Below are 23,100 nucleotides of genomic sequence, written 5' to 3' on the forward strand. Positions count from 1 at the left end.
CGTGCAATATGCCCAGTTATTGGGGTTTTGGTCTTAATTATTACAAAAAGCTTGGCTGAATAACTCGCGGTGCATTAATGCCCGATCTACTAAAGATTGGATTTGCTCTGGTGATAACGGCTCACCATTGGCGTAATGCTCCATCCAAGTCAGACCAATCAAATTGGGGTCATCGGGTAAACTTGCTAAATCCCATCCAGCCATTTCCAAGTCTTCCATAAGCCGATTTACTTTCGGGTCATAACTGAGAGCAAAGCAGCGACAACCTTCAGAGGCTGCCATAATTAAGCTGTGCAGGCGCATCCCAATTGCCATCTCGACACCGCGAAACACACCTTTCAAAAGTTGCGGATCTTCAAGACATAAAATCTGGCTGACATCTTTAAGGTGTGGTTGAATAGCTTCGGCAATACTTAAATCTTCACTTTTTTGAAATGGTAGTAATAAAATAAATGCTTGTGTGGCTTTTTGAAAGTCAACCAAAGCACGGGTTAAATTTGCTAGACGTGTTTCTGTAAGTTGGGGATGCGATCGCAACGTTACCGCAACTCTCGGCGCAGGTAAATCCCAAAGTCCCGGTACTGGTTTTGACTCCAACGCCCAAACCGGGTCAGGAGCTATAATACAAGGAATTTGCCAATCAGATAATAAAGCAGCACTGGCGCGATCGCGGACACTGATTTTGGTACAATTACTAAAGGTTCGCCTTGCCAACCAGCGAGTTTGCGGACGCACCAAAGGGCCAATACCCTGCGCCCAAGCAATGGTTTTCAAACCCATTTTCTGCGCCAATGCCATCAGTCCCCCATAATAAAATGGGCTGACAGTACTGGTAATATCTTGAATGAGACTCCCGCCGCCCCAAATGAAGGCATCGCAAGAGCGCAAAGCTTGCAGTACAGGTAAGGGAGCCATGCGATCGTAGGTTTCTACATTGTAGCGATCGCGCGTTTCCTCTGGATTACCAGAAAGCACCACAGGCGTTACGTCAGATGGTAACATTTGCAAAAGTGTTGCCAACAAAGCTTCGTCACCACCATTACCTTTACCGTAATATCCAGACAATAATGCCCGCATCTTGACCATTTTGGATTTTGGATTAATAGCTATTGTTAAATAAATCTCTGTCCCCCATACAGATGGTAAACTCATTCCCAAGTTTATCGCAGTGGTCAGACAGCTTAGGATATTGGCAAATCGTCAGAAAGCTACTGTCACAGCTCTCCATAGCAGACTTGTTCTAACCAGTATGGCAGCCGCTATAATTACCGACATTTTTGCGACTCCGAAGTGTTCACTTCCGGTTTCATCGACAGAAGTCTTGCTACCTTGCGGTTTTTTGGTCTGTGCTTGGATAAAGGTTATGATCACTGATCGCTAAAACTATCTAATACAATAGACATCTGGCGAAAAAGAATGTAGAAACGCGAAATTTCGCGTCTCTACAAGGATTTAAATTTGAAAAAGATGGGTTTTGTTACACAAAAAGTAGGAGTAGAGTTCTAATGTGGAACTTGAAAGCTGGTATTTTGCTACTCACACTGAGTTGCATAATTGCAACTGGTATAGCGGTATATCTTCTTGGCGGCATTGAACCAGCACAAATTCAAGCTTTGCTGAAATCTTCTGGTATCTGGGCACCGATTATTTATATTGCTTTGTACGTTGTGGCAACCATGTTAGTTTTGCCCTCAACGGTACTCAATTTGACTGGAGGTGCAATTTTTGGCCCTTGGCTGGGTACTGTTTGGACTAGTGTTGGAGCTATCATTGCGGCAATAATTGCCTTTGTTTTTACTCGGACTATTGGACGCCAAACAGTTGCAAAACGACTAGCAGGACGCTGGCAAGCTATGGATGCTGAGGTGCGTCGTGGAGGGCTTTTTTATATGTTTGCCATCCGATTAGTACCGATTATGCCCTATGGCTTGGTCAACTTTGTCGCTGGACTAACTTCGATCAGTTTTAAAGATTATGTTCTAGGTACAACACTTGGTACTGTTCCTAGTGTCTTACCTTTTGTATTACTAGGTAGTTCTGGTCTGAAGGCAGTTAATACAGGCGATTTCTTGCCGCTAGTACTCGCTTTAGGCTTAACTGGAACGCTGGTAGCAGGGTCTACTTGGTATCGCCATCGTCGGACTTTTCCCAAAAAAGCTGTAGAAAAGCTTAAAGAATCAGACTCTTTAGATGACATCAACCCAAAGAATAAATAAACTATAACAATCTGACTTGAGTCTTGCTAGGTATACTGAGAAGCAAACCTTTATGATTACAAGCAGTCTGTCAGCTTGGCTGTTCAAAAATTAAACAAGGTTTTTAAATGCTACCAAAGTATTCATTGATTGTTCCAATTTATAACGAAGAAGAAATTATTCCCGAACTATACCGCAGACTGAGTGCAGTAATGAATCGGATGGATGGTCTTGTGGAATTAATTTTAATTAATGATGGTAGCCGCGATCGCTCCCTACAACTACTACGAGACCTCCATCAAAAAGACCCGCGCATTTGCTATCTGAGCTTTGCTCGGAACTTTGGTCATCAAATTGCAGTTACTGCTGGTCTTAATTTTGTCCGGGGTCAAGTTATTATCGTCCTTGATGCTGACTTACAAGATCCACCAGAACTAATCCCCGATATGGTTGAAAAATGGCGACAGGGCTATCAGGTCGTCTATGCTCAACGCACTCAACGCCTCAAGGAAGGATGGTTTAAGCGTTTTACTGCCTACTTATTTTATCGCGTCCTGAAGAAACTTGCAGATGTAGAGATTCCTACTGATACTGGTGATTTTTGTTTAATGGATCGGCAGATCGTAGATATTCTCAATTCTATGCCAGAACGCAACCGCTATATTCGTGGTCTGCGTTCTTGGGTTGGCTTTCAGCAAACAGCAATTCGGTTCGAGCGCAACCCCCGCTTTGCTGGGCAAGTTAAATACACTTTCAGTAAATCCTTGGCGCTTGCCATCAATGGTTTAGTGTCCTTTTCAATAGTGCCACTGCGGTTATCAACCTACTTAGGGTTAATCGCGGCGGCGGCGGCCATCTTCATGGCTTTATTAGTTTTGTATTGGCGTCTTTTTGTCCCCCATTCGCCTTTAGCCGGGTTTACGATTATTTTGATGGCAATTTTCTTTCTCGGATCTGTGCAGTTAGTCAGTATTGGTATTTTAGGCGAATATATAGGACGCATCTACGAAGAAGTTAAAGCCAGACCCCTCTATACTTTAGCAGAGGTAGGTGGTTTCTCTTCCAAATCTTCCAACTCAACGAACAATTCTGACAAACTAGATAATTGAGAAGACGCTCACAAATAAGAATCTTTATTGTATACGGGCTCTGGTGTCGCTCACCCCACAAGAAGTAGTTGAGTATTTTTTTATTTGTCAGTCCCTAACTCCCCACTCCCCACTCCCAACTTTATGAACGCCCTATCAATTCCCACCTGGATTATTCATATTTCTAGCGTTATTGAGTGGATTGTCGCCATTTGGTTAATCTGGACTTACGGCGAACTCACTAATAACCGCAATTGGTGGGGATTATCCCTGGCCATGTTACCAGCTTTGGTCAGCGCTATGTGTGCTTGTACCTGGCATTATTTTGAGAACGCCGAATCTCTAGAATGGTTGGTAACGCTTCAAGCTACCATGACCTTAGTTGGTAATTTTACGCTTTGGGCAGCAGCGTTTTTGATTTGGCGTTCTACCAAATCTCCTAACACTGTTGAACCAAAACCTATCAAATTAGAGCAATGATTTCTAAAGAAACCCTGTTTGCACTTTCACTGTTTCCCTATTTGGGTTTCTTGTGGTTTATTAGCCGCAGTCCGCAAATGCCGCGTTTAGCGCTATATGGATTTTACGGCACTCTGGTATTTGTTGCCGTCACCATCCCAGCCGGAATTTACGCCCAATTGCATTATGGCGAGTCTTTGGCCAATGTAGATTGGTTGCACGGCGGTGCAGAACTATTTTTGACGCTTTCTAACATCTTGCTTGTGCTGGGTTTTGGACAAGCTGTCAGGCAATTAAAAATGAAAAATGAAAAATAGTAAATTCAGCTATATAGCGGTTCTGAGTGAGGTACAAGAACCCCACCCCCAACCCCCTCCCCGCAAGCGAGGAGGGGACTATGATTTACCTCATGTGATTAGGAAACGCTATAGCAATCCTAAATGAGTCGTGAAAATCTCCGATTCCTCTCTGCGCTCTCTGCGCCTCTGCGGTTAATTTATTTTTACAAATGATTTAGGACTGCTATAGCTAGCATTTTATTGCATTGAGTTATGAGGAGAAGGTAAATGGATGTAATTCCAGCGATTGATTTACTAGAAGGTCACTGTGTGCGACTGTATCAAGGAGACTACGATCGCTCACAAGTTTTTAGCGAAAATCCGGCTGATGTTGCCAAACAGTGGGTAGATCAAGGTGCTACGAGATTGCATATAGTTGATTTAGATGGTGCCAAAGCAGGTAAAGTAGTAAACCTGGGGGCAATTGAAGCGATCGCAGATGCAGTGTCAGTGCCGATTGAAATTGGTGGAGGATTGCGCGATCGCACCAGCGTCCAACAAGTATTTAATCTAGGCGTACAGTGGGCAATTCTCGGAACCATCGCCGTAGAACAACCCCAGCTAGTGCAAGAATTGTGTACAGAATTTCCCGAACAAATTATCATCGGGATTGATGCCCGTGACGGCCTCGTAGCAACTCGCGGTTGGTTAGAAACCTCAGAAGTTTTAGCAACCCAACTGGCTGTACAAATGCAAGAATTGGGCGCAACCGCCATAATTTACACAGATATCCACCGTGATGGGACGTTAACAGGCCCCAATTTGTCAGCTTTGCGAGAACTTGCAGCAGCAATTTCCATCCCAATAATTGCCTCTGGCGGGGTAAGTTCTGTCACCGATTTGTTAAGTTTGTTGGCGTTAGAACCTCAAGGCGTAACTGGTGTGATTGTCGGACGTGCTTTGTATACTGGGGATATTTTACTCAAAGAAGCATTACGAGCGATCGGGCCAGGGCGGATTCAGGATATTCCACCAAATCTAGGTTTTTCTACTTTTGCTTGAGATTAAGGGACTTCCAAGAAATAAATCCAAAGAAACGAACCACAGAGACGCAGAGAACACAGAGAGAAGAGAAATAGAGAGGATTTTTATGTCAGTTTTGGGATATTTTTTATTTGGGAGTCCCTAATACCTCAATTTTAGAATGGTTGAAAAAAATAACTGGGAAAAAACACGTAAATCTTTTGAAGAAACTGGTGTCAAATTCGTGCGAGTTCTTTGGTGCGATAATGCCAACATTATCCGTGGCAAAGCCGTACATCTGGGGATGCTAGATCAGTACTTTGAGCATGGGGTGGGTATTTCTGTAGGTCAGCAGGGAATTCCTGTGATGTATGATGCAGTTGTGCCAGAAACTGGTTTAGGGCCAGTAGGTGAAATTCGCTTAGTGCCAGATTGGTCTAGCCTCAAGCCTTTACCTTATGCTCCTGGTCATGCTCGTGTTATGGGCAATATGGTATTAGATGGTTCTGCTTGGCCATTATGCCCGCGAAATTTCTTGAAGCGGATGATTGCGGCAGCCGAATCTAATGGCTGGGAAGTTCGGGCAGCATTTGAAAATGAGTTTTACTTACTTCGGCAAACACCTGAAGGAATCATTCCTGCTGACTCCACAGTTTTTGCCTCAACTCAGGCAATGGATATTAACCGAGAAGTAATTGATGCGATCGCTGATGCACTGATCGCTCAAGACATACCTGTAGAACAGTATTATCCTGAAGCAGGCCCCGGTCAGCAGGAAATTTCCATACGCTATACCGATGCTTTGCAAGCAGCTGATTGGCAAATTGCTTTTCGAGAAACCGTCAGAGCGATCGCCTACAAGCACAACCTGATTGCTTCCTTCTTACCCAAAATCTTCCCGGATGCGGCTGGTAGTGGTTGTCATATCCATCTGAGCCTTTGGCATGGCGAGAAAAACCTCTTACCTGACCCACAGGGAATCTGTGGTCTTTCTGAGGTAACATTACAATTTATTGCTGGCATTCTACACCATCTTCCGGCACTGATGGCACTAACTACCCCAAGTACTAATTCTTACCGCCGCCTTGTTCCTCATAGTTGGAGTGGTGCTTTTCGCTGTTGGGGATTAGATAATCGAGAGGCAGCCGTGAGAGTCCCCAGTAACCCTGGTTTGGGCTGTCCGAGCAACTTGGAATTGAAAACTGTGGATGCCTCAGCTAATCCTTACTTAGCAATGGGTGCAGTAATTGCCGCCGGACTTGATGGTGTGCAGCGTGGTCTAACACCTGGAAACCCGGTGAATCAAGACCCTGGATATTTATCAATTGCAGAACGCAATGCTAATCAAATAGACCGATTACCAGATAATCTGGGGGAAGCGATCGCTCACCTTCAGCAAGACGATATCCTATTAACAGCTTTAAATCCCCAGTTAGCGAAAGCTTTCTTAGCAGTGCGTCAAGCGGAGTGGCTAGCGATGAAAGATTGGGAATTAACGGCAGAAGTGAAAACCTTATTAGAGAAATACTAGTGATTTGATTACCTACCAATGAATCTAGCTGACATTCCTTTAATTGACCAACACGCCCACAACATCTTAAGACCAGAAGTTGTTGCCCAATATCCTTACGCGAGTGCCTTCACTGAGAGCTATGATCCAGAAATCATCAACTACCATGCCCGTCATACGTTCTTTTATCGGCGTAGTTTGCGCGAGATTGCAGCTTTATTAAACTGCGAAGCTGAAGAAGCAGCAATTTTGGCACGGCGGGAAAGTCTAGGGTTAGAAGAACTGACGCAGATTTATTTTCGGGCCGCTAACCTAGAGGCGATTTACTTAGATGATGGTTTGCAGCCTGAAACTATCCTACCGATATCGTGGCATGAAAGGTTTATTCCTGTGCGACGAATTCTGAGATTAGAAATATTAGCAGAACAGCTAATTCCGCAATCAGAAGATTTTGCACAATTCTTAGCAAGATTCATCAGCGAACTTGATCCACCACCGGTTGGAGTGGTGGCTTTTAAAAGTATTGCTTGTTACCGGAGTGGTTTGGATATTCAACCTGTAGCTGAGGAGGTGGCGGCGGCTCACTTTGACCTACTCAAACAACAACTGCAAAATCAACCTCTGCGACTGACTGATAAATCCCTGATTGATTTTCTGTTACAACAGGCGTTATTAGTAGCAGCTAAATATCGCCTACCAGTGCAATTCCATACTGGCTATGGTGATCCCGACTTGGATTTACGATTGGCTAATCCCCTAAATCTGCGATATTTACTAGAGTTACCCCAGTACCGCCATGTACCATTAGTATTACTACATGCTTCCTATCCTTACATGCAGCAGGCTGGTTATTTGGCTTCTGTATATCCCCAAGTTTATTTAGATTTCGGTTTAGCAATACCTTTTTTAAGCGTGTCCGGGATGCGGGAAGTAATTAGGCAGCTGTTAGAATTAACTCCCACTACTAAATTAATGTATTCTTCTGATGCACACTCAATTCCAGAATTGTACTATTTGGGTGCAAAGTGGGGTCGCCAGCTTTTAGGGGAAGTACTAGAGCAAGCAATTGCAGATTCTGACATTACTGTGGCTGAAGCAGAGGCGATCGCTGTCGCAATTTTACGTGAAAATGCCTTAGTTCTCTACCAATCAACGCCCGAAATAGATACTAGTAGTCTGTCAAATTCATTTTGACGGGTTGGTAGTGTGAGCGTCTCGCTCACGACGCGAGCAAGATGCTCGCACTACCCATCAATTTAAGCTTGATAGACTACTAGCCCTTTTTGCCTCCCCGTAAGATCCCTTACGTTGGGCTTAACCCGCGATATCTGCAATACCTTCGCCAAATTAAAAGCCTACAGTAGAGAAATTTTACCAGTTTTATCAAGATCATCCAGTTTTCAAAACTTTGTGGTTCAAATATCTGGGAATACTAACTTTAGATTGACATGGTTATGGTTGATTTATCGTGATGAAAATTTCTCAGAAACTGGTTGGAAGCTTTGTTGGTATTTCTTTATTAATGAGCGTTGTTGGTGCGGTTGCGATCGCCCAAAACCAGAAAATTGCTAAAACTCTAGCGATCGCGGAAACTGAACAGGTTGCCCAAGTGCTTGCTGCTTCCATTGTCCACCATATGCCTGATGATCGCGAATCCATTTCTGTTCAACGTTCCGATGAACTGCAAAACTTTGCCAATTTGCTGCATGATCTGCAAAAGCGTGACATTGTGGTGGTCAATGGGCAGAAGCTAATTTTGGCGGATGCTGTTCCTGAAAATGTCGGCACGATTTTTGACCATGACTTGGACAATGAAATCCAGAAAACGATGCAGGATGGCAAATCCAGAACTTTTTTGGAAAAGAGCGTTGATTATCCCCAAGGGATTAAATTAATTGTCGTTCGCCTGACAAACAATCAAAAACAGGTCACTGGTGCCGTGATTTTAGAGTGGTCATCGCTGTATGATAATGCGATCGCCCAAGCCAGACCGACAATGATTGTGATCGGTATCACCAGTTTCGGCTGTGTTATTTTGGCATTGATCATCGGATTGAGAATTTCGAGCAGCATTGCCAAACCACTGCAATCCGTGACAGAGGTGGCGCAGCGAGTTACCCAAGAGTCTAACTTTGACCTGCAAGCCCCCGTCACTAGCAAGGATGAAATCGGCATTCTAGCGACTGCATTCAACCATTTGATCGAACGCGTGAAAACACTGCTCACTGAAAAAGAGCAGCATTCAGAAGAACTTCAGCAAGCTTTAACTAAGCTGCACAACACTCAACAGCAACTTGTTCAAACTGAAAAGATGTCAAGTCTGGGGCAAGTGGTCGCTGGAGTTGCTCACGAAATCAATAACCCTGTCAATTTTATTCATGGCAACATTACTTATATTAATAGCTACAGTAAAGACCTACTGAAATTGGTTCAGGCGTATCAGGCGCACTACCCCAATCCGCCCCAAACGCTCCAGGCAACTTTGGATGACGTGGATCTCGACTTTCTGAATGAAGACCTGCCCAAGATACTGCAATCAATGAAAGTTGGCAGTCAACGGATTCGGGAAATTGTTTTATCTCTCCGTAACTTCTCCCGCCTAGATGAATCCGAATTCAAAGCTGTTGACCTTCATGAGGGGATTGACAATACGCTGCTGATTTTGCAACATCGCCTCAAGGCAATACCAGAGTCTCCGGCAATTGAAGTTGTTAAAGATTACAGTCAGTTGCCATTGGTTGAGTGCTATCCCGGACAACTAAATCAGGCATTTATGAACATACTGGCGAATGCGATCGATACGCTGGAAGAATCTGCTCAACAAACACAAGAAGCCGGTACAATTTGGATTTCAACTCAAGTTATGGCTGATAATTGGGTGCAGATTGCGATCGCCGACAATGGCTCCGGGATACCTGAAATAGTGCGATCGCGCATTTTCGATCCTTTTTTCACCACCAAATCCATCGGTAAAGGCACTGGCTTGGGCTTATCCATCAGCTACAAAATAGTCATAGAAAAACATCATGGCAAGATATGGTGTGATTCCACACTAGGAGAGGGCACCAAATTTGTAATTGAGATACCAGTTCATCAACCTGAATCAATGCAAAGATGACGGAGCTACTTGGTATCACTAATACCATTTCTTTGTAAAGCTGCGCCAAACCCTTTTAACTTCTTTCTTTCTTTCTTTCTTTGTGACGGCAGTCGCTACAACGGGGGGAACCCCCGCAACGCGCTGCCTCTCCTTTGCGTCCTTTGCGGTTCGTTTTTCTTTCTTGAACTTAAATATGCTTTAGCGCATCTTCATACAGAATTGGTATAACCCATTGTTCACATCTGGGTGCAATGCTTTAATCTATAGCTGTAAATATTCCCCTATTTATGGGAACCCTAGATAATAAGGTATCAAAAATTAAGCCCTATGGTCAGCATTCCCGGATATCACGTTAGCGAAGAACTATACAACGGTTCTCGAACTTTAGTTTATCGCGCTAATCGAGAGACTGACCAAAAATCTGTGGTGATTAAGCTGATGAAAACTGCTTATCCCAGTTTCAGCGAATTAGTACAGTTTCGCAACCAGTTCACGATCGCCAAAAATCTAAATCTACCTGGAATCATCCAAACCTACAGCCTGGAACCCTATCAGAATGGCTATGCGTTAGTGATGGAAGACTTTGGGGGAATTTCTCTCAACCAGTGGGAAGGGAGAGGAGAGAATGGGGGGATGGGGGGAACAGCACAAGCTCTGATTGAGTTTTTATATGTAGCGATCGCTCTGTGTAATGCATTAGATATTCTAATTCGTAATCGCATCATTCACAAAGATATTAAACCCGCCAATATTTTAATTAATCCAGAAACTAAAGAAGTTAAGTTAATTGACTTTAGTATTGCATCTCTGTTGCCACGAGAAACTCAAATCCTCATGAGTCCTAATGTCCTACAAGGGACACTCGCCTATTTGTCTCCAGAGCAAACCGGACGCATGAATCGGGGAATTGACTACCGTACTGATTTTTATTCTCTAGGTGTAACTTTTTACGATTTACTAACAGGGCAATTACCATTTCAATCGCACGATCCGATGGAATTGGTACATTGTCATATTGCCAAACTTCCGCCTTTAGTACATGAGATTAATCCCCAAATTCCGCCTGTACTCTCATCTATTGTCAGCAAATTGATGGCAAAAAATGCCGAAGACCGCTATCAGAGTGCATTCGGGCTGAAATATGATTTAGAAATTTGTTTACATCAGCTAAAAGAAGCGGGGAAAATTGAGAGTTTCCCAATTGCCCAACGGGATGTGTGCGATCGCTTTATTATCCCAGAAAAACTCTATGGTCGTGAGCAAGAAGTTGAAACTCTGCTAGAAGCATTTGACCGCGTTACCAACGCACTGCCCCCCCTTACCAAGGGGGGACTAAGGGGGGTAGAACTAATGCTGGTGGCTGGTTTTTCTGGTATTGGTAAAACTGCTTTGATCAACGAGGTTCATAAACCCATTGTCCGGCAAAGGGGCTACTTCATCAAAGGCAAATTTGACCAATTTAATCGTAATATTCCCTTCTTTGCTTTTGTGCAGGCGTTTCGAGACTTAATGGGGCAATTGCTGAGTGAAAGTGATGTCCAATTGTCAACTTGGAAAAATAAAATTTTACAAGTGCTGGGCGATCAAGGGCAAGTCATTCTTGAGGTAATTCCCGAACTAGAACAAATTATTGGTCAACAACCACCTGCAACCGAACTTTCACCCAATGCAGCCCAGAATCGTTTTAATTTACTCTTCCAAAACTTCATTCAGGTATTCACCACAAAAGAACATCCATTAGTAATTTTCCTCGATGATTTGCAGTGGGCCGATTCTACATCACTCAAATTGATGCAGTTGCTCATGAGTGAGTCAGGAAGTGGAGCTTTACTTTTAATTGGAGCTTATCGGGATAATGAAGTTTCTGCTGCTCATCCATTGATGTTGACATTAGATGAAATTGCCAAAGCCAATTTTAGCATTAACAAAATTACATTAGCTCCACTGAGTGAATCAAGTTTAAATCAACTGGTTGCTGATACCCTAAATTGTTCGCTAGAAACTACACAAATAATCACACAATTTGTTTATCAGAAAACCAAAGGAAATCCATTTTTTAGTACGCAATTTTTCAAAGCACTGCATCAAGACCAGCTAATTAAATTTGATTTGGATAGCGGAAGTTGGCAGTGTAATATTACTCAGTTGAAGGCGTTAGCCCTGACAGATGATGTGGTTGATTTTATGGTGTTACAGTTGCGTAAATTGCCAGAATCAACGCAGGATGTTTTGAAATTAGCGGCTTGTATTGGTAATCAATTTGATTTGGCGACATTGGCAATTGTTTCAGAAAATTCCGAAACCGAAACAGCAACATACCTCTGGAAAGCATTACAAGAAGGATTAATCCTGCCGCAAAGTGAAGTTTATAAATTCTATGTTGGGCGGGAAACACAGGATTTAGTAGAAAGTTCGCTAACTGTAAACTATAAATTTTTACACGATCGCGTTCAACAAGCGGCTTATGCGTTAATCCCAGAGGATAAAAAGCAATCTATCCATCTGCAAATTGGCCAACTTCTATTAAGCAAAATACCTATTAAAAAGCAGGAAGAGAGAATTTTTGAGATTGTTAATCAATTGAATATTGGTGTAGAGCTAATCACTCAACAGTCTGAGCGAGATCAATTAGCCCAGTTAAATTTGCTGGCTGGGCAAAAAGCCAAACTATCTACTGCTTATGCTAATACAATAGAATATATCAGTTGCGGTATTCAGCTATTGAGAACAGATAGCTGGAAACAACAGTATTCACTCACATTAGCCTTGTATGAAGAAGCAGCTTCGGCAGCCTATCTCATGGGTCAATTTGACCAAGTAGAAGAGTTTGTTAAGCAAGTGCAACAACATGCTAACGTCTTATTAGATCAGGTGAAATCGATTGAGATTCAAATCCAATCTTATTTAGCTCAGAGTCGTTTTGATGATTCGATTCAGACTGCGATCGCACTGCTAAATCTTTTAGGTGTAAAACTATCTCATCAAGAAAATAAAACGCAAACATTCCTCAGTTTAGGCCAAACAAAATTACGACTTTTAGGTAAATCTCCTTTAAATTTAATTGATTTACCTGACATGACGGGGGACAAACAACTGGCAGCAATCCGAATTCTGGCTAGTACAAATTCAACGGCTTATATTGGTCGTCCAGATTTACTACCACAAATAATCTTGAGTGAAGTCAATTTATCGATGCAGTACGGCAATGCGGCGGCATCTGCATTTGGCTATGCCTGGTATGGATTGATTGAGTGTGGGATTCTGGGAAATATTCAGACAGGTTATGAATTTGGCCAATTAGCATTACAAATTCTCGAAAAATTCCATAGCAAGGAATTGAAAGCTAGAACCGTCTTCATTGTTGAAGCATTTATTAATCACTGGCATCAACCCCTTAAAGAATCAATTGCACCATTAGCCGAAGCCTATCAAGTGGGGTTAGAAACAGGAGATATTGAATATGCTGCTTGGGCTAGCTATGGCAGTAGTTTTCAAGAATACTTGATGGGGCACGAATTGGCTGAGTTAGAAAAACAGATGGGTGACTATGCTGAAGTCTACAGCCACTTTAAACAAGAAAAACCTCATACGTATATTAATTCATTTCGTCAAGCCATCTTGAATTTGTTGGGATCTACTAATCCCAGTTACTTATCAGGTGCTGTTTATGATGCCCAAACTATTCGCCCATTACAAGAGCAAGCAGGCGATCGCACTGGATTGTGCTTTAGCTATGCCAATGAACTAATACTTTGCTACCTGTTTGAAAATTATACCGGAGCATCTGAAGCAGCAATTAATGCAATAACCTATTTAGATGGGATAACATCGACGTCAGTTGTACCAATAGTTTATTTTTATCAGGCGCTAACCCAACTAATTCTCTATCCAACAGCAACGACTACTGAGCAAAAACAGACTCTTAAAAAAGTAACGTCCCATCAGAAAAAGCTGAAAAAATGGGCGCATCATGCCCCAATGAATCATCAACACAAATTTTACTTAGTCGAAGCAGAACGGCATCGGATTTTGCTGCAAAAAAACAAAGCAATGGAATTCTACGATCGCGCCATAACTCTAGCTAAAGAAAACGAATATATCCAAGAAGAAGCCTTGAGCAATGAACTAGCTGCCAAGTTCTACCATGAGTGGGGCAAAGAAAAAATCGCTCAAGCTTATATGCAAGAAGCTTATTACTGCTATGCCCGTTGGGGCGCTAAAGCCAAAACCGAGGATTTAGAAAAACGCTATCCTGAACTTCTGGCTCCCATCCTACAAGGGCAACTTAATCAATTTCAACTGAGTTTAACTGTCAATACATTATCATTCCCAAATAAAACCATCCACACAAACCTTTCTAGCAACAATATTTCTAAAGCCCTCGATTTTGCCACCATCTTTAAAGCCTCACAAGCTCTCTCCAGTGAAATTCAATTAGAGCAATTACTCACTACCCTTTTGCAAGTGGTGATCGAAAATGCTGGGGCACAAAAGGCTGCCCTGCTTATACTCCAACAGGGCAACTTAATGGTTAAAGCCGTAGCCAGCATCAATGAAGGAGTCACCTTACTATCTGTACCATTGTCAACCAGCGAAGGCATTCCGATTACACTGGTAAACTCTGTCAAACGCAGCTTAAAAACTGTTGTGTTCGATGATGTAACAGCACAAACTGATTTTATCGCCGACCCATATTTCATGCAGCAACAACCTAAGAGTGTGTTGTGTACGCCGATGTTAAATCAGGGCAAAATCATCGGGCTGCTATATCTAGAAAATCCGCTGACAATTGGTGCATTTACGAGCGATCGCACTGAAGTTATCCAACTGCTATGCACCCAAGCCGCCATCTCTCTAGAAAATGCTCGTCTTTATCAAGAATCTCAAAATTATGGACAACAGTTAGAGCGATCGCTGCAAGAACTTGAGCAAGCCCAATTACAAATGGTGCAAAATGAAAAAATGGCAACCTTGGGCAATTTAGTTGCAGGGGTGGCACATGAAATTAATAACCCTATCGGATTTTTGAAAGGCAGCATCGACAATGCCGAAGAGTATACTGAAGACTTACTCGCCCATATCCAATCCTACCAACAACATTATCCCACTCCGGCGATCGCAGTCATTAAGCATGGCGAAAAAATTGATCTAGAATTCCTAACTGAGGACTTACCAAAGCTATTAAGTTCGATGAAGATGGCAAGCGATCGCATTGAAGACATTAGTAACAGCCTCCGCACCTTCTCCAGAGCCGATACAGCCGAAAAAGTTGCTTGTAACCTCCATGAAGGGATTGAGAGTACCTTGTTGATTTTGAAGTATCGCCTCAAAGCTGACGAAAAACGTCCAGCGATCGAAGTCATCACCGAATATGGAAAATTACCGCCTGTAAAGTGCTTTTTAGGACAGCTAAATCAAGTATTTATGAACATCCTCGCTAATGCAATTGATGCCTTCGATACATCCATTCAGGGGCGTTCTTTTGCCCAAGTCAGAGCCGATCATCAGCAAATACTGATTCACACCGAAGTATCCAGTGACCAACACACGGTAGCAATTCGCATCAGAGATAACGGTCACGGAATGCCAGAGGAGATTAGATCGCGGATATTTGACCACCTGTTTACAACTAAAGAGGTAGGGAAAGGAACAGGATTAGGATTAGCGATCGCTCGTCAAATTGTCGAGGAAACCCACAATGGGCGGTTGAGTTGCAATTCTGTGCTTGGTGAAGGAACAGAATTTGTCATTAAGATTCCAGTATCTTAATAGCTACTACTCCGATTTCAAGAAGTACGGATTTGAGACTTACTCCCCAACGCTAGCTCTTAACGGGCTGTTCTTGTTAGGTCTGTATTCCATGTAATTACAGCAGCTTCCATGTATTTGAACCACATCTGTCGTATGGTAGCACAGATGTGCTATCCCACCGCCTGGTCTATTTACTTAAATTTTCTCTGAGATATTTCAGTAGTCGACAATACCCGTAATGTAGATTAAATTGTATTAGACCTTAAAATTTAGTATTATGTCCAGTCAAGAAGAAAATTCCAACAAAGCATTGAAGCAAACACAGGCTAGCGGAACAAAGAAGAAGAAAGTACAACCTCCTACAGACATCAGAAAACCAAACAAAACTGAATAAAAAGCTTTATAGTTCATTGTAGAGACTTCAATTAAAATAAGTCTCTGCAATTCTGATCAAAAATAAATCAGCTAAAAATTCAGCACCCAGGAGTCAGCCCCAACTCTTGGAGACGCACTCGCGTTCGGGGAAGTCAAAAGTCAAAAGTCAGAATTTAGAAGGAATCCAGCAGAATTGGTATATTGATTCATCAAATATTCTCCTGATTCTTTAACTATTCTGACTCCTGACTCCTGACTCCTGAATTCTGTTTGATAAATTGTATGTTATTTAACAAAGTTTAGGGGTAAAAGTAGCATAGCATCAATTGCCGAACGTTTTGGGTCGGGGTCTGTCTTGAGAAAACGCTCCACTTGGGGCTTTGCCCAAGACCGCGTTTCTCGCTAAATAAGAGTCACAAAACTTACTTGCGACTTGCGACTTGCGACTTCGTTTAATTCTTATTCCTTAGCAAATTTTTGAGCCAAACAGCATCAGTAGAGCGATAATAGATATAGAGATCAAAATATGTTTATATGTCCTTCCCCTCCGGTGCCTGTTGTGTTGTCGTCCTCAACCAACAACAAGAGCAAAATCAAAATGTCTGCCTCCAAAAGCAGTGCCAGGATGTGCCAGTTAACCACAGCAAGAGCATGGTTAAAAGTTGCACTGTAGTTGAAAATGGTCGGGTTGTGGTTAAACCCTTGCAACCACCACTTAATCAGATTTCCGAGTAACTTTCCGGCATTTCAACTGTTTTCGTCTAAAGGGAAAACATCGTGGAAGCGGTTGTAATCAATGTAGCGATGTCCATCGGGTGTGTGGTGGAAGATATCGGCAAATTGATTGTTCCACAAAATCTCATTAGCACCATAAGTATGACGGGCATGGACGACCTGTGAAACCGTTTCATCAAGGCCACTCAAAGAGACGATCAGAATAGTATTTGTCTGGGTTAAGGATTCTGGTGTCATCCCATATAAAGGACTAAACTCATCAATGACATGCATCACTGACCAGCTTAAAGTGAAGCTAGGTGTTTGGTTCGTCAGCAGTTTGAGATCGTGGAACCGACGCATGAACTGCCCTTCTAGGGTTACTTCGTCGCGCATTAAGTAGACTCGCATCTGCGCCTCCAGAATTATATTGCGACGCTTATTAGCGCTGCGAAATATGAGAGTCGGCATCGCATTATGAGGTGTTATTACAGCAACACGGCTAAAAACCACACGGGCTGTAGGTCGGGAGAATCGAGCAAACGCTAGTCCTGTCATCACAGCAATTCCCACCAAACCGATCATTGCTTCAATAGTGACAATAATGTTGGCGTAAGTTGTTTTAGGATACATTGCCCCATAGCCGATGGATGCTAGGGTTTGGACGCTAAAGAAAAAGACATCTAAAAAAGATCCAGGTCGGGCGTTGGCAATACAATCTCCTCCAATCAAGTAAGCTAGGGCAAATAGAGCATTAATAGTTATATAGGAAGTAAAAATCAGGAGCAGAAAGGCAGTCCAGGGAATCGTTAGCAGCAGATGATAGGGATCGCGCCAGTAGGAATGCCATGCACCTATACCCATAATCTCAAATTTTCCATCTCGAACTTGAATCTGAATCGGTGGGATCAGACGCTGTTGTTTCTTCCGTGAAAGTCTCTTGAGTCGAAATTTCATTGCAAGTAGCCAAAAGAACGGCAACTGCTTAGTATTGTAAATTAAGTTGCTTTGCAGACATTCCACTTACCCGCTAGGAAACGGGAAACTTCACCTTTCTTTTTTTAGAGCTATTTTCAGGTAAATAGCGGGGTAAGGGCACAGAAAAAGCTCATGCGTGTCAACTTAACGTTAAAAGGGCGCTTAGAAACCGCGTCTACACGAGACTTTACCCACCTTTCCTGCGGAACGCCAAGGGCGAACGTGGGTTAAGAATCCTTAATTTATTAGTCCACGGAGGTGGACTTTGTTTGTATAGCCGCGTTCGCGTCAGCGTGCCGGAGGCTCTATTCCATTCGCCAAGGCTGTAGGGGCACAGCATTGCTGTGCCCCTATGACCGATGTGGTTCAAATAAATGAAACCTGCTGTAAATCGGCAAAAAAATAGGGTGTGCAATGCCCACCCTACTAATTTATCTTCTAGAAACTTATTTTTCCGGCTTTAGCGATTGACCTTTAGAACAACGGTCAAACCACTCCTGGTATTTTTTCTGCTGTGACTCATCTTCAACAGCAATGGTAACACGCACCTGCTTGCATCCGTGATTTCGCTCTAGCGCGATCGCATTCAACAATAAACTAGCAGTTTTAGGCGAGCTAAATTCACCGCTTACCGTTAAACTGCTGTCAAAACCTGTAACTTCAAGTCTTTCTACTTCAGTCAAGTCAACGCCAGAAATTTCCTCTTCTCCTAAATCAATTTCTGCAAGTTGTTTGTGTTCTGGACTAATTTGTTCCACAATCAGCTTTTCACGCCGGACAGGAACTTGTATCATCCGGGTTTCGATGACTTTGCGAACAATCACCTCGCCAATTTTACGCTTACTGCTTTCAACAACTAGCCGTTCTTCTAGTAAACGAATAATCTGTTCTTCGCTAACCTGTTCTAAATTTACTGGTTCAACTGGGCTATTTGTAGTTTGATTATTGACTAGTTGCTCAGTTGAGTTTTCTGATAGTGTGGGTAGATGCGGAGCAGCTTGCCCATAGGCTTCGCCTGGTGTTTCTGTTTCTAAATATTCAGGCATATACTCGATTTCTGATTTGTTTAAGTCAATGAAAACAGATTTAGTCGGCTTGTCAATTTGTTTGATTTTCTGGCTCTGTAACCGAAATAAAGAAGGATGTTTATCGGCTAACTGCTGGCCATATTTTCCGGTTTTTTGATTCGCCTGGTTAGATATAACTAAGTTTAACCGACGATTGGCATCCACAATTAAATCATGAACTACTCCTACTAACTGACCTTGCTTATCGATGACAGCAAAATCCTTCACCTTCTTTCTTAAATCTGCTAGTGAGGTGCTAGTGCGAGTCTTCGTATTTGCCTGTCCAATGTTTTTTGTCATCGGTTGGCTATTCATATGCAAAATTTCTGAACTGCTTTCTAGTTAACTATATTAAATGTATTGCTCATCTGAATACAATTTAGAAAATGTTTGCGACATATATATTTATACAACCCATATCGAACAGGAGTCAGGAGTCAGAATTCAGAATTCATGTTAGGTATTCTGACCGAAAAAGCGGATGAATAACCTCTTTTTAGACCCCCACCAAATCTATGATTTGGTGGTCAACTTTCGTAGTGGCGGGTCCGAATCCCCGACTGAAAGATTGGTGAATTCTGAATTCTGGATTCTGCATTCTTCTTCAACCAGAGCAATATTCGCAATCCAAAATCTAAACTGGTATCAGCGATCGCAAGTACAGGTAAAGCTAATTCAACAGCCTTACCTGCACCGTGTAGAATTAATTATTAGTCATTAGTTACTAGCTAATCTGACTTTTCACTCTTATCTGCAAAATCTCTCTCCTACAAGGAGGAGCCACTGCCTTGGGCGGCGAGCCACTCTTGTTGCATGTGGCGTCAGAGACTTTGAATTTTCCCCCTTCCCGACACGGGAAGGGGGCTAGGGGGTTAGGTCAATCGTTAGCTTTTCCACATGACCTGAATTGTCAGACTAGCTAATGACTATATTTAGTTAGCGTTCTTCAATCGGAAGATTACCAGAATTCACGTCTAACTCTTCACGACGCACAGTTTCTTGAGTTTCAACTGTTTCTTGATCCACCACTTTTCTAACTCTGACTTCTTCACGCAAAAATGCTTCTTTGCGAACATCAGCAGTTTCTTCGTGAAGTTCTATGCGAGCAACTTCGCCTTCACGGAAGTCTGCTTCGCGCCCAGAAACGGCAGTACCGGCATCTGCTGGGGTTACACGTTCAATTACAACTCGTTCTCTTTCTACTGGCACTGCAATCCGTGCAGTATCAGTCTCAACACGCTTGCCAATCGTTACTTCTCCAGTTTTTTGGCGTTTCTTACCGGCAATCAGCCGTTCTTCATACAATCTCAGGGTTTGATGATCTTGCTCATTTAACCCGTATAAAGAAGGCTCATTTTCGTAAGTGTAGCTATCACGATTGTAAGTAGGCGTAACCGGCTGCTGATAGGTTTTATCCACTGGTGCTGTCAATGATGCATCTATAGGAAGGGCGTAGTCTCCCGGTTGTGCTGTCAATGATGCATCTAGAGGAAGGGCGTAGTCTACCGGTTGGCGATATACCCCACGCACCCGTTCTTCATAGTCGTAATCAAGGGTTTGGCGTTCATTGAACTCAGGTAAATCTTCTGCTTGCTCTCTAGTCAAGCCAATTGTGTAAACACGATCAGTGTTATAGTCAATACGGGCACGACCAATTGGTAGTAATACTTTTTTACCAAAAATCCAGAAGCCTAAGTCAACGACTAGATAGCGAAAATGACCTTCCTCATCAACTAAAACATCGCTAATAGTGCCAACTTTTTCATCAGTTCCTTGTGTATAGACACCCAGACCCTTAATGTCATGTCCATCAAAACTATCCTGATAGTTAGGCTCAAAATCTTCTAGTTTGTGAAGAACCATTATATTTATTTAACCTCAAAAATTTTCTCTTCATCTCTTAATAACTAAAGTAGACATTTATTTACTTTTTTACCTCCTTCTGCCGAATGAATTATTTCTAAATTTAAATAATCAAAAGTTATAGATATTTTTTCTCTATGCCATATAGCTAACTAGAGACGCGAATGTAAAAAATATTGTGGCGTGTCTGCTCGTACTAGCGACTGAATTTAATTGAGATATTTTGTGGTTTATGTGCTTAGATTACTTGAAAACTAAAGCTAAAACTTGCCCAATTATTCACATCCAAGATATATGAGTCGGCTGCTGTGCCGTTCATCTCTGTTTTGAGGGCGCTGGCGTTATGCAAGTCTTGTAGCAAGGCTTGGGCAATGTCTAAGGAATTCAACAATGGACTAATCGGGCTTTGTTCGGCTGTGGAATACTTAGCAGTGTTCAAAGCGGCGAGAGTTTCGCTAAAGGGGGCAGTACTAAAAATTAGTTGTTGTTCGTCAAAGAAAGCTGGTTCTGAAATCACCCATGCGGAAGCAGCATTAGTTTGGGGTAAGGTGAGGGTTTCACCTGGGGCGATGACGACTTCTTTGAGGAGGGGCTTGGTGTCCGCAGTGTTGGGTTCTTGGGGGGTGTCCCAAAAGTGGAAGGCGATCGCTGTATGATTATTGTTTAATCCCAGCAAGATTAAATATACTGGGCGATCGCTCTGGTTTTCCACTCGATATTGCATTCGACTACCGATAGGGACAATGGGAGTGGGCAGAGACGCGATTAATCCCGTCTGTACTGATTTTTTAATCGAAGTTTCAGTTTTGAAGGTTCGCACTGTTTGGCGCTGCATGACGACGCTTGGCGATGTGTCACTAATTATTTCTAAGGTTGCCTTGACTCCCAAGCGGGAAGAACCTTGATTTTCTGTGAGTCGCCATAACTTGGCTGCAAGCAGGGTTGATAATTTCGCCGCTAACCTCTGCACCGTTAATTTCACTGCTTCTCCTACTTCCCCCGTGGTATTGGGAATTAGTTCGCCACCAAGAGAAAATAGCCCATAATGACTAGGTGTTTGCTGTAATTTGGCAAATAAATAATCAGCTGGTTTTTCTCCTACTACTACGGTGGACACATCGGAAAATGCGGCAAAGGCACTTGTCGCATCTACTCGCTCAATTCTTTCCAATCCAGTATCCAAAGCAATTGTTAAATTAATATTTCGGGGTAAAACCCGGACTGCTTCTTGGACGAGTTGCCCGACTTGCAGGGAATTTGCACCTTCAATTTTGGCAATTTGCGCTTTTGCTGTTAACCCAGTCCGCGATCGCAATATTAACTCTTCTCCTGTTGCTAGGGTGAATCGAGAATTCACTCCGTAGTATAGCAGCACTTGTGGAGGTAATCCTCCCAACCACAGATGCACTGTTTTGCCGTCTTCTTCAATGGCTGTCACCGCGCCTTCTGCACCAATAATATTCTCTGGCTGTAGCTCACTAGCCAACACGAAACCTAACCCCCCATCCCCCTTCCCTACTAGGGAAGGGGGAGAATTCAAAGCCTCTCCCTTTTTAGGGGAGAGGTTTGGAGAGAGGTTTATATGTTGATTTTTCTGACTACCTAATAATGCTGGTTGCTGTTTGCTACCCAATTTGGATAGAGAATTTTCCACATGAGACAGCGCAACTTGAATTGTAGTGGCTGGGGTGAATTCCCACAAATACTGCGTCAAGGCGTAGGTAAATAACCCAGCACTAAAACCAGAAAAGAGTCCTTCTCTCGCCGACTGCTTTGGTTCTGAGGTAGCTGTTAAAACAATCGGAGTGCTGGGTAACTTCTGAGTTTTAAGTTGTTTGAGCAAGTCGAGTTCCTCTGCTGCTAGCTTTGCCTCTACTGACTCCTGAAGGGCGCGACTTTTTAATCCTAAGACTGTGCTAGGAGCGTCATAACTAGTATCTAATATTGCTGTTACGTCTGTGGGGAGCGATCGCAATAATAGCAGTAGAGTTTCTTCTAATATATAGTTGACTATTTTCTCATCTTGTGATTTTTTACTTGCATTCGCTGGCACTAGAGCATTTTTCATTGTCTCTGGCGATGTTTCCAATTTGACACGGCTACCATAGCCACTAAAGTGGAAAACAACCACATCACCAGGTTTAGCTTGCTTACTCAAGTGATCCGAAAAAGCCGCCTCAATGAATTCCCTGCTAGCTTCTTCCTCAGTTAAGGTTAAAATATCTGACCCTTGGAAGCCAAAGCGATGAATCAAAAGTTCTCTTTGCAATTCCACATCCGTCAGACAACCACTGAGGGCTGAAATTTGTGGGTATTGGTTAATACCTATTAACAATGCCAACTTGCGCGGACTGGGTTCTGCCAAAGCCTGATAATAGCGATTTCCCAAAGTCAACCACTCAGCTTCAGTTACCCCCAATACCGCGAGTATTGAGCCAATTCTGTGTAAAAAACTGCGCCGTTTCATAATTAGCTATCAGCTCTCAGCTATCAGTTAGCAGCTTACAGGGCTGAACTCTGTAATGTAAAGTTACAGATGGTGTTTGCTTGATCAAAGTGTGGGAGTGGGGAGTGGGGAGTGGGGGAGATGGGGGAGATGAGGAGAATGACAAATGACAAATGACAAATGACAAATGACAAATGACAAATGACAAATGACAAATGACAAATGACAAATGACAAATGACAAATGACAAATG

At 42.8% G+C, this 23,100-nt stretch carries 17 protein-coding genes; 11 read left to right on the top strand and 6 right to left on the bottom strand.

The window, feature by feature from the left end; genetic code table 11:
* Nucleotides 1-33 precede the first annotated feature (33 nt).
* On the bottom strand, nt 34-1,077 hold the full coding sequence (gene csaB / locus V7K27_RS36090) for a polysaccharide pyruvyl transferase CsaB (protein ID WP_334953700.1): 1,044 nt from the start codon (nt 1,075-1,077) through the stop codon (nt 34-36).
* 428 nt (nt 1,078-1,505) lie between these two features.
* Here csaB and V7K27_RS36095 point away from each other — a divergent pair, with 428 nt between their 5' ends.
* The 10 genes from V7K27_RS36095 (at nt 1,506) to V7K27_RS36140 (ending at nt 16,514) form a co-directional block, all read left to right on the top strand.
* A complete protein-coding gene (locus tag V7K27_RS36095) occupies nt 1,506-2,216 on the top strand; it encodes a TVP38/TMEM64 family protein (RefSeq protein ID WP_334953668.1) in 711 nt (236 codons plus the stop codon).
* A gap of 107 nt (nt 2,217-2,323) precedes the next feature.
* Nucleotides 2,324-3,304 carry a glycosyltransferase family 2 protein gene (locus V7K27_RS36100; RefSeq protein WP_334953669.1) on the top strand — a complete coding sequence of 327 codons (981 nt, stop codon included), beginning with the start codon at nt 2,324-2,326 and terminating at the stop codon, nt 3,302-3,304.
* Between the two features lie 123 nt (nt 3,305-3,427).
* Nucleotides 3,428-3,763, top strand: coding sequence for a DUF2499 domain-containing protein (locus tag V7K27_RS36105; RefSeq protein ID WP_334953701.1), 336 nt, complete (start codon nt 3,428-3,430; stop codon nt 3,761-3,763).
* A complete protein-coding gene (locus tag V7K27_RS36110) occupies nt 3,760-4,059 on the top strand; it encodes a DUF3593 domain-containing protein (protein ID WP_334953670.1) in 300 nt (99 codons plus the stop codon). The genes V7K27_RS36105 and V7K27_RS36110 overlap by 4 nt, the downstream gene beginning before the upstream one ends.
* Before the next feature lie 249 nt (nt 4,060-4,308).
* The gene (hisA, locus tag V7K27_RS36115; RefSeq protein WP_334953671.1) at nt 4,309-5,082 is read left to right on the top strand and encodes a 1-(5-phosphoribosyl)-5-[(5-phosphoribosylamino)methylideneamino]imidazole-4-carboxamide isomerase; all 774 of its coding nucleotides are present in this window, start codon (nt 4,309-4,311) and stop codon (nt 5,080-5,082) included.
* 142 nt (nt 5,083-5,224) lie between these two features.
* On the top strand, nt 5,225-6,574 hold the full coding sequence (locus tag V7K27_RS36120) for a glutamine synthetase family protein (protein ID WP_334953672.1): 1,350 nt from the start codon (nt 5,225-5,227) through the stop codon (nt 6,572-6,574).
* A gap of 18 nt (nt 6,575-6,592) precedes the next feature.
* The gene (locus tag V7K27_RS36125; RefSeq protein WP_334953673.1) at nt 6,593-7,747 is read left to right on the top strand and encodes an amidohydrolase family protein; all 1,155 of its coding nucleotides are present in this window, start codon (nt 6,593-6,595) and stop codon (nt 7,745-7,747) included.
* Between the two features lie 277 nt (nt 7,748-8,024).
* On the top strand, nt 8,025-9,671 hold the full coding sequence (locus V7K27_RS36130) for a sensor histidine kinase (RefSeq protein ID WP_334953674.1): 1,647 nt from the start codon (nt 8,025-8,027) through the stop codon (nt 9,669-9,671).
* Between the two features lie 309 nt (nt 9,672-9,980).
* On the top strand, nt 9,981-15,422 hold the full coding sequence (locus tag V7K27_RS36135; RefSeq protein WP_334953675.1) for a trifunctional serine/threonine-protein kinase/ATP-binding protein/sensor histidine kinase: 5,442 nt from the start codon (nt 9,981-9,983) through the stop codon (nt 15,420-15,422).
* A gap of 891 nt (nt 15,423-16,313) precedes the next feature.
* The gene (locus V7K27_RS36140) at nt 16,314-16,514 is read left to right on the top strand and encodes a hypothetical protein (protein WP_334953677.1); all 201 of its coding nucleotides are present in this window, start codon (nt 16,314-16,316) and stop codon (nt 16,512-16,514) included.
* Between the two features lie 12 nt (nt 16,515-16,526).
* On the opposite strand, the gene V7K27_RS36145 is transcribed toward V7K27_RS36140, so the two are convergent.
* Nucleotides 16,527-17,450, bottom strand: a complete 924-nt coding sequence (locus V7K27_RS36145; RefSeq protein ID WP_334953678.1) for an ion channel — start codon at nt 17,448-17,450, stop codon at nt 16,527-16,529.
* Nucleotides 17,451-17,917: 467 nt separating this feature from the next.
* Complete coding sequence (locus tag V7K27_RS36150; protein ID WP_334953679.1) at nt 17,918-18,838, bottom strand: YsnF/AvaK domain-containing protein; 921 nt, start codon at nt 18,836-18,838, stop codon at nt 17,918-17,920.
* A 181-nt stretch (nt 18,839-19,019) separates the two neighbouring features.
* On the opposite strand from V7K27_RS36150, the gene V7K27_RS36155 reads away from it, so the two are divergent.
* Complete coding sequence (locus tag V7K27_RS36155; RefSeq protein ID WP_334953681.1) at nt 19,020-19,259, top strand: hypothetical protein; 240 nt, start codon at nt 19,020-19,022, stop codon at nt 19,257-19,259.
* A gap of 215 nt (nt 19,260-19,474) precedes the next feature.
* Here the strand turns inward: V7K27_RS36155 and V7K27_RS36160 are convergent, their stop codons facing one another.
* The 3 genes from V7K27_RS36160 to V7K27_RS36170 form a co-directional block, all read right to left on the bottom strand.
* A complete protein-coding gene (locus V7K27_RS36160) occupies nt 19,475-20,401 on the bottom strand; it encodes a DUF2382 domain-containing protein (protein ID WP_334953682.1) in 927 nt (308 codons plus the stop codon).
* Between the two features lie 238 nt (nt 20,402-20,639).
* Nucleotides 20,640-22,868, bottom strand: a complete 2,229-nt coding sequence (locus V7K27_RS36165; protein WP_334953683.1) for a caspase family protein — start codon at nt 22,866-22,868, stop codon at nt 20,640-20,642.
* Between the two features lie 16 nt (nt 22,869-22,884).
* Nucleotides 22,885-23,100 (bottom strand): hypothetical protein (locus V7K27_RS36170; RefSeq protein ID WP_334953684.1); only part of this gene is annotated, 216 nt, incomplete at its 5' end.

Origin of the sequence: Nostoc sp. (genome assembly GCF_036919575.1) — a bacterium.
GTDB lineage: Bacteria > Cyanobacteriota > Cyanobacteriia > Cyanobacteriales > Nostocaceae > Nostoc.

Bases quoted from the DNA above. Each gene is read 5' to 3' on its own strand.
- V7K27_RS36160 (WP_334953682.1), bottom strand. From the start codon at position 20,401: ATGGTTCTTCACAAACTAGAAGATTTTGAGCCTAACTATCAGGATAGT.
- csaB (WP_334953700.1), bottom strand. From the start codon at position 1,077: ATGCGGGCATTATTGTCTGGATATTACGGTAAAGGTAATGGTGGTGAC.
- V7K27_RS36105 (WP_334953701.1), top strand. From the start codon at position 3,428: ATGAACGCCCTATCAATTCCCACCTGGATTATTCATATTTCTAGCGTT.
- V7K27_RS36095 (WP_334953668.1), top strand. From the start codon at position 1,506: ATGTGGAACTTGAAAGCTGGTATTTTGCTACTCACACTGAGTTGCATA.
- V7K27_RS36155 (WP_334953681.1), top strand. From the start codon at position 19,020: ATGAATAACCTCTTTTTAGACCCCCACCAAATCTATGATTTGGTGGTC.
- V7K27_RS36110 (WP_334953670.1), top strand. From the start codon at position 3,760: ATGATTTCTAAAGAAACCCTGTTTGCACTTTCACTGTTTCCCTATTTG.
- V7K27_RS36125 (WP_334953673.1), top strand. From the start codon at position 6,593: ATGAATCTAGCTGACATTCCTTTAATTGACCAACACGCCCACAACATC.
- V7K27_RS36165 (WP_334953683.1), bottom strand. From the start codon at position 22,868: ATGAAACGGCGCAGTTTTTTACACAGAATTGGCTCAATACTCGCGGTA.
- V7K27_RS36145 (WP_334953678.1), bottom strand. From the start codon at position 17,450: ATGAAATTTCGACTCAAGAGACTTTCACGGAAGAAACAACAGCGTCTG.
- V7K27_RS36100 (WP_334953669.1), top strand. From the start codon at position 2,324: ATGCTACCAAAGTATTCATTGATTGTTCCAATTTATAACGAAGAAGAA.
- hisA (WP_334953671.1), top strand. From the start codon at position 4,309: ATGGATGTAATTCCAGCGATTGATTTACTAGAAGGTCACTGTGTGCGA.
- V7K27_RS36130 (WP_334953674.1), top strand. From the start codon at position 8,025: ATGAAAATTTCTCAGAAACTGGTTGGAAGCTTTGTTGGTATTTCTTTA.
- V7K27_RS36135 (WP_334953675.1), top strand. From the start codon at position 9,981: ATGGTCAGCATTCCCGGATATCACGTTAGCGAAGAACTATACAACGGT.
- V7K27_RS36140 (WP_334953677.1), top strand. From the start codon at position 16,314: ATGTCCTTCCCCTCCGGTGCCTGTTGTGTTGTCGTCCTCAACCAACAA.
- V7K27_RS36150 (WP_334953679.1), bottom strand. From the start codon at position 18,838: ATGACAAAAAACATTGGACAGGCAAATACGAAGACTCGCACTAGCACC.
- V7K27_RS36120 (WP_334953672.1), top strand. From the start codon at position 5,225: ATGGTTGAAAAAAATAACTGGGAAAAAACACGTAAATCTTTTGAAGAA.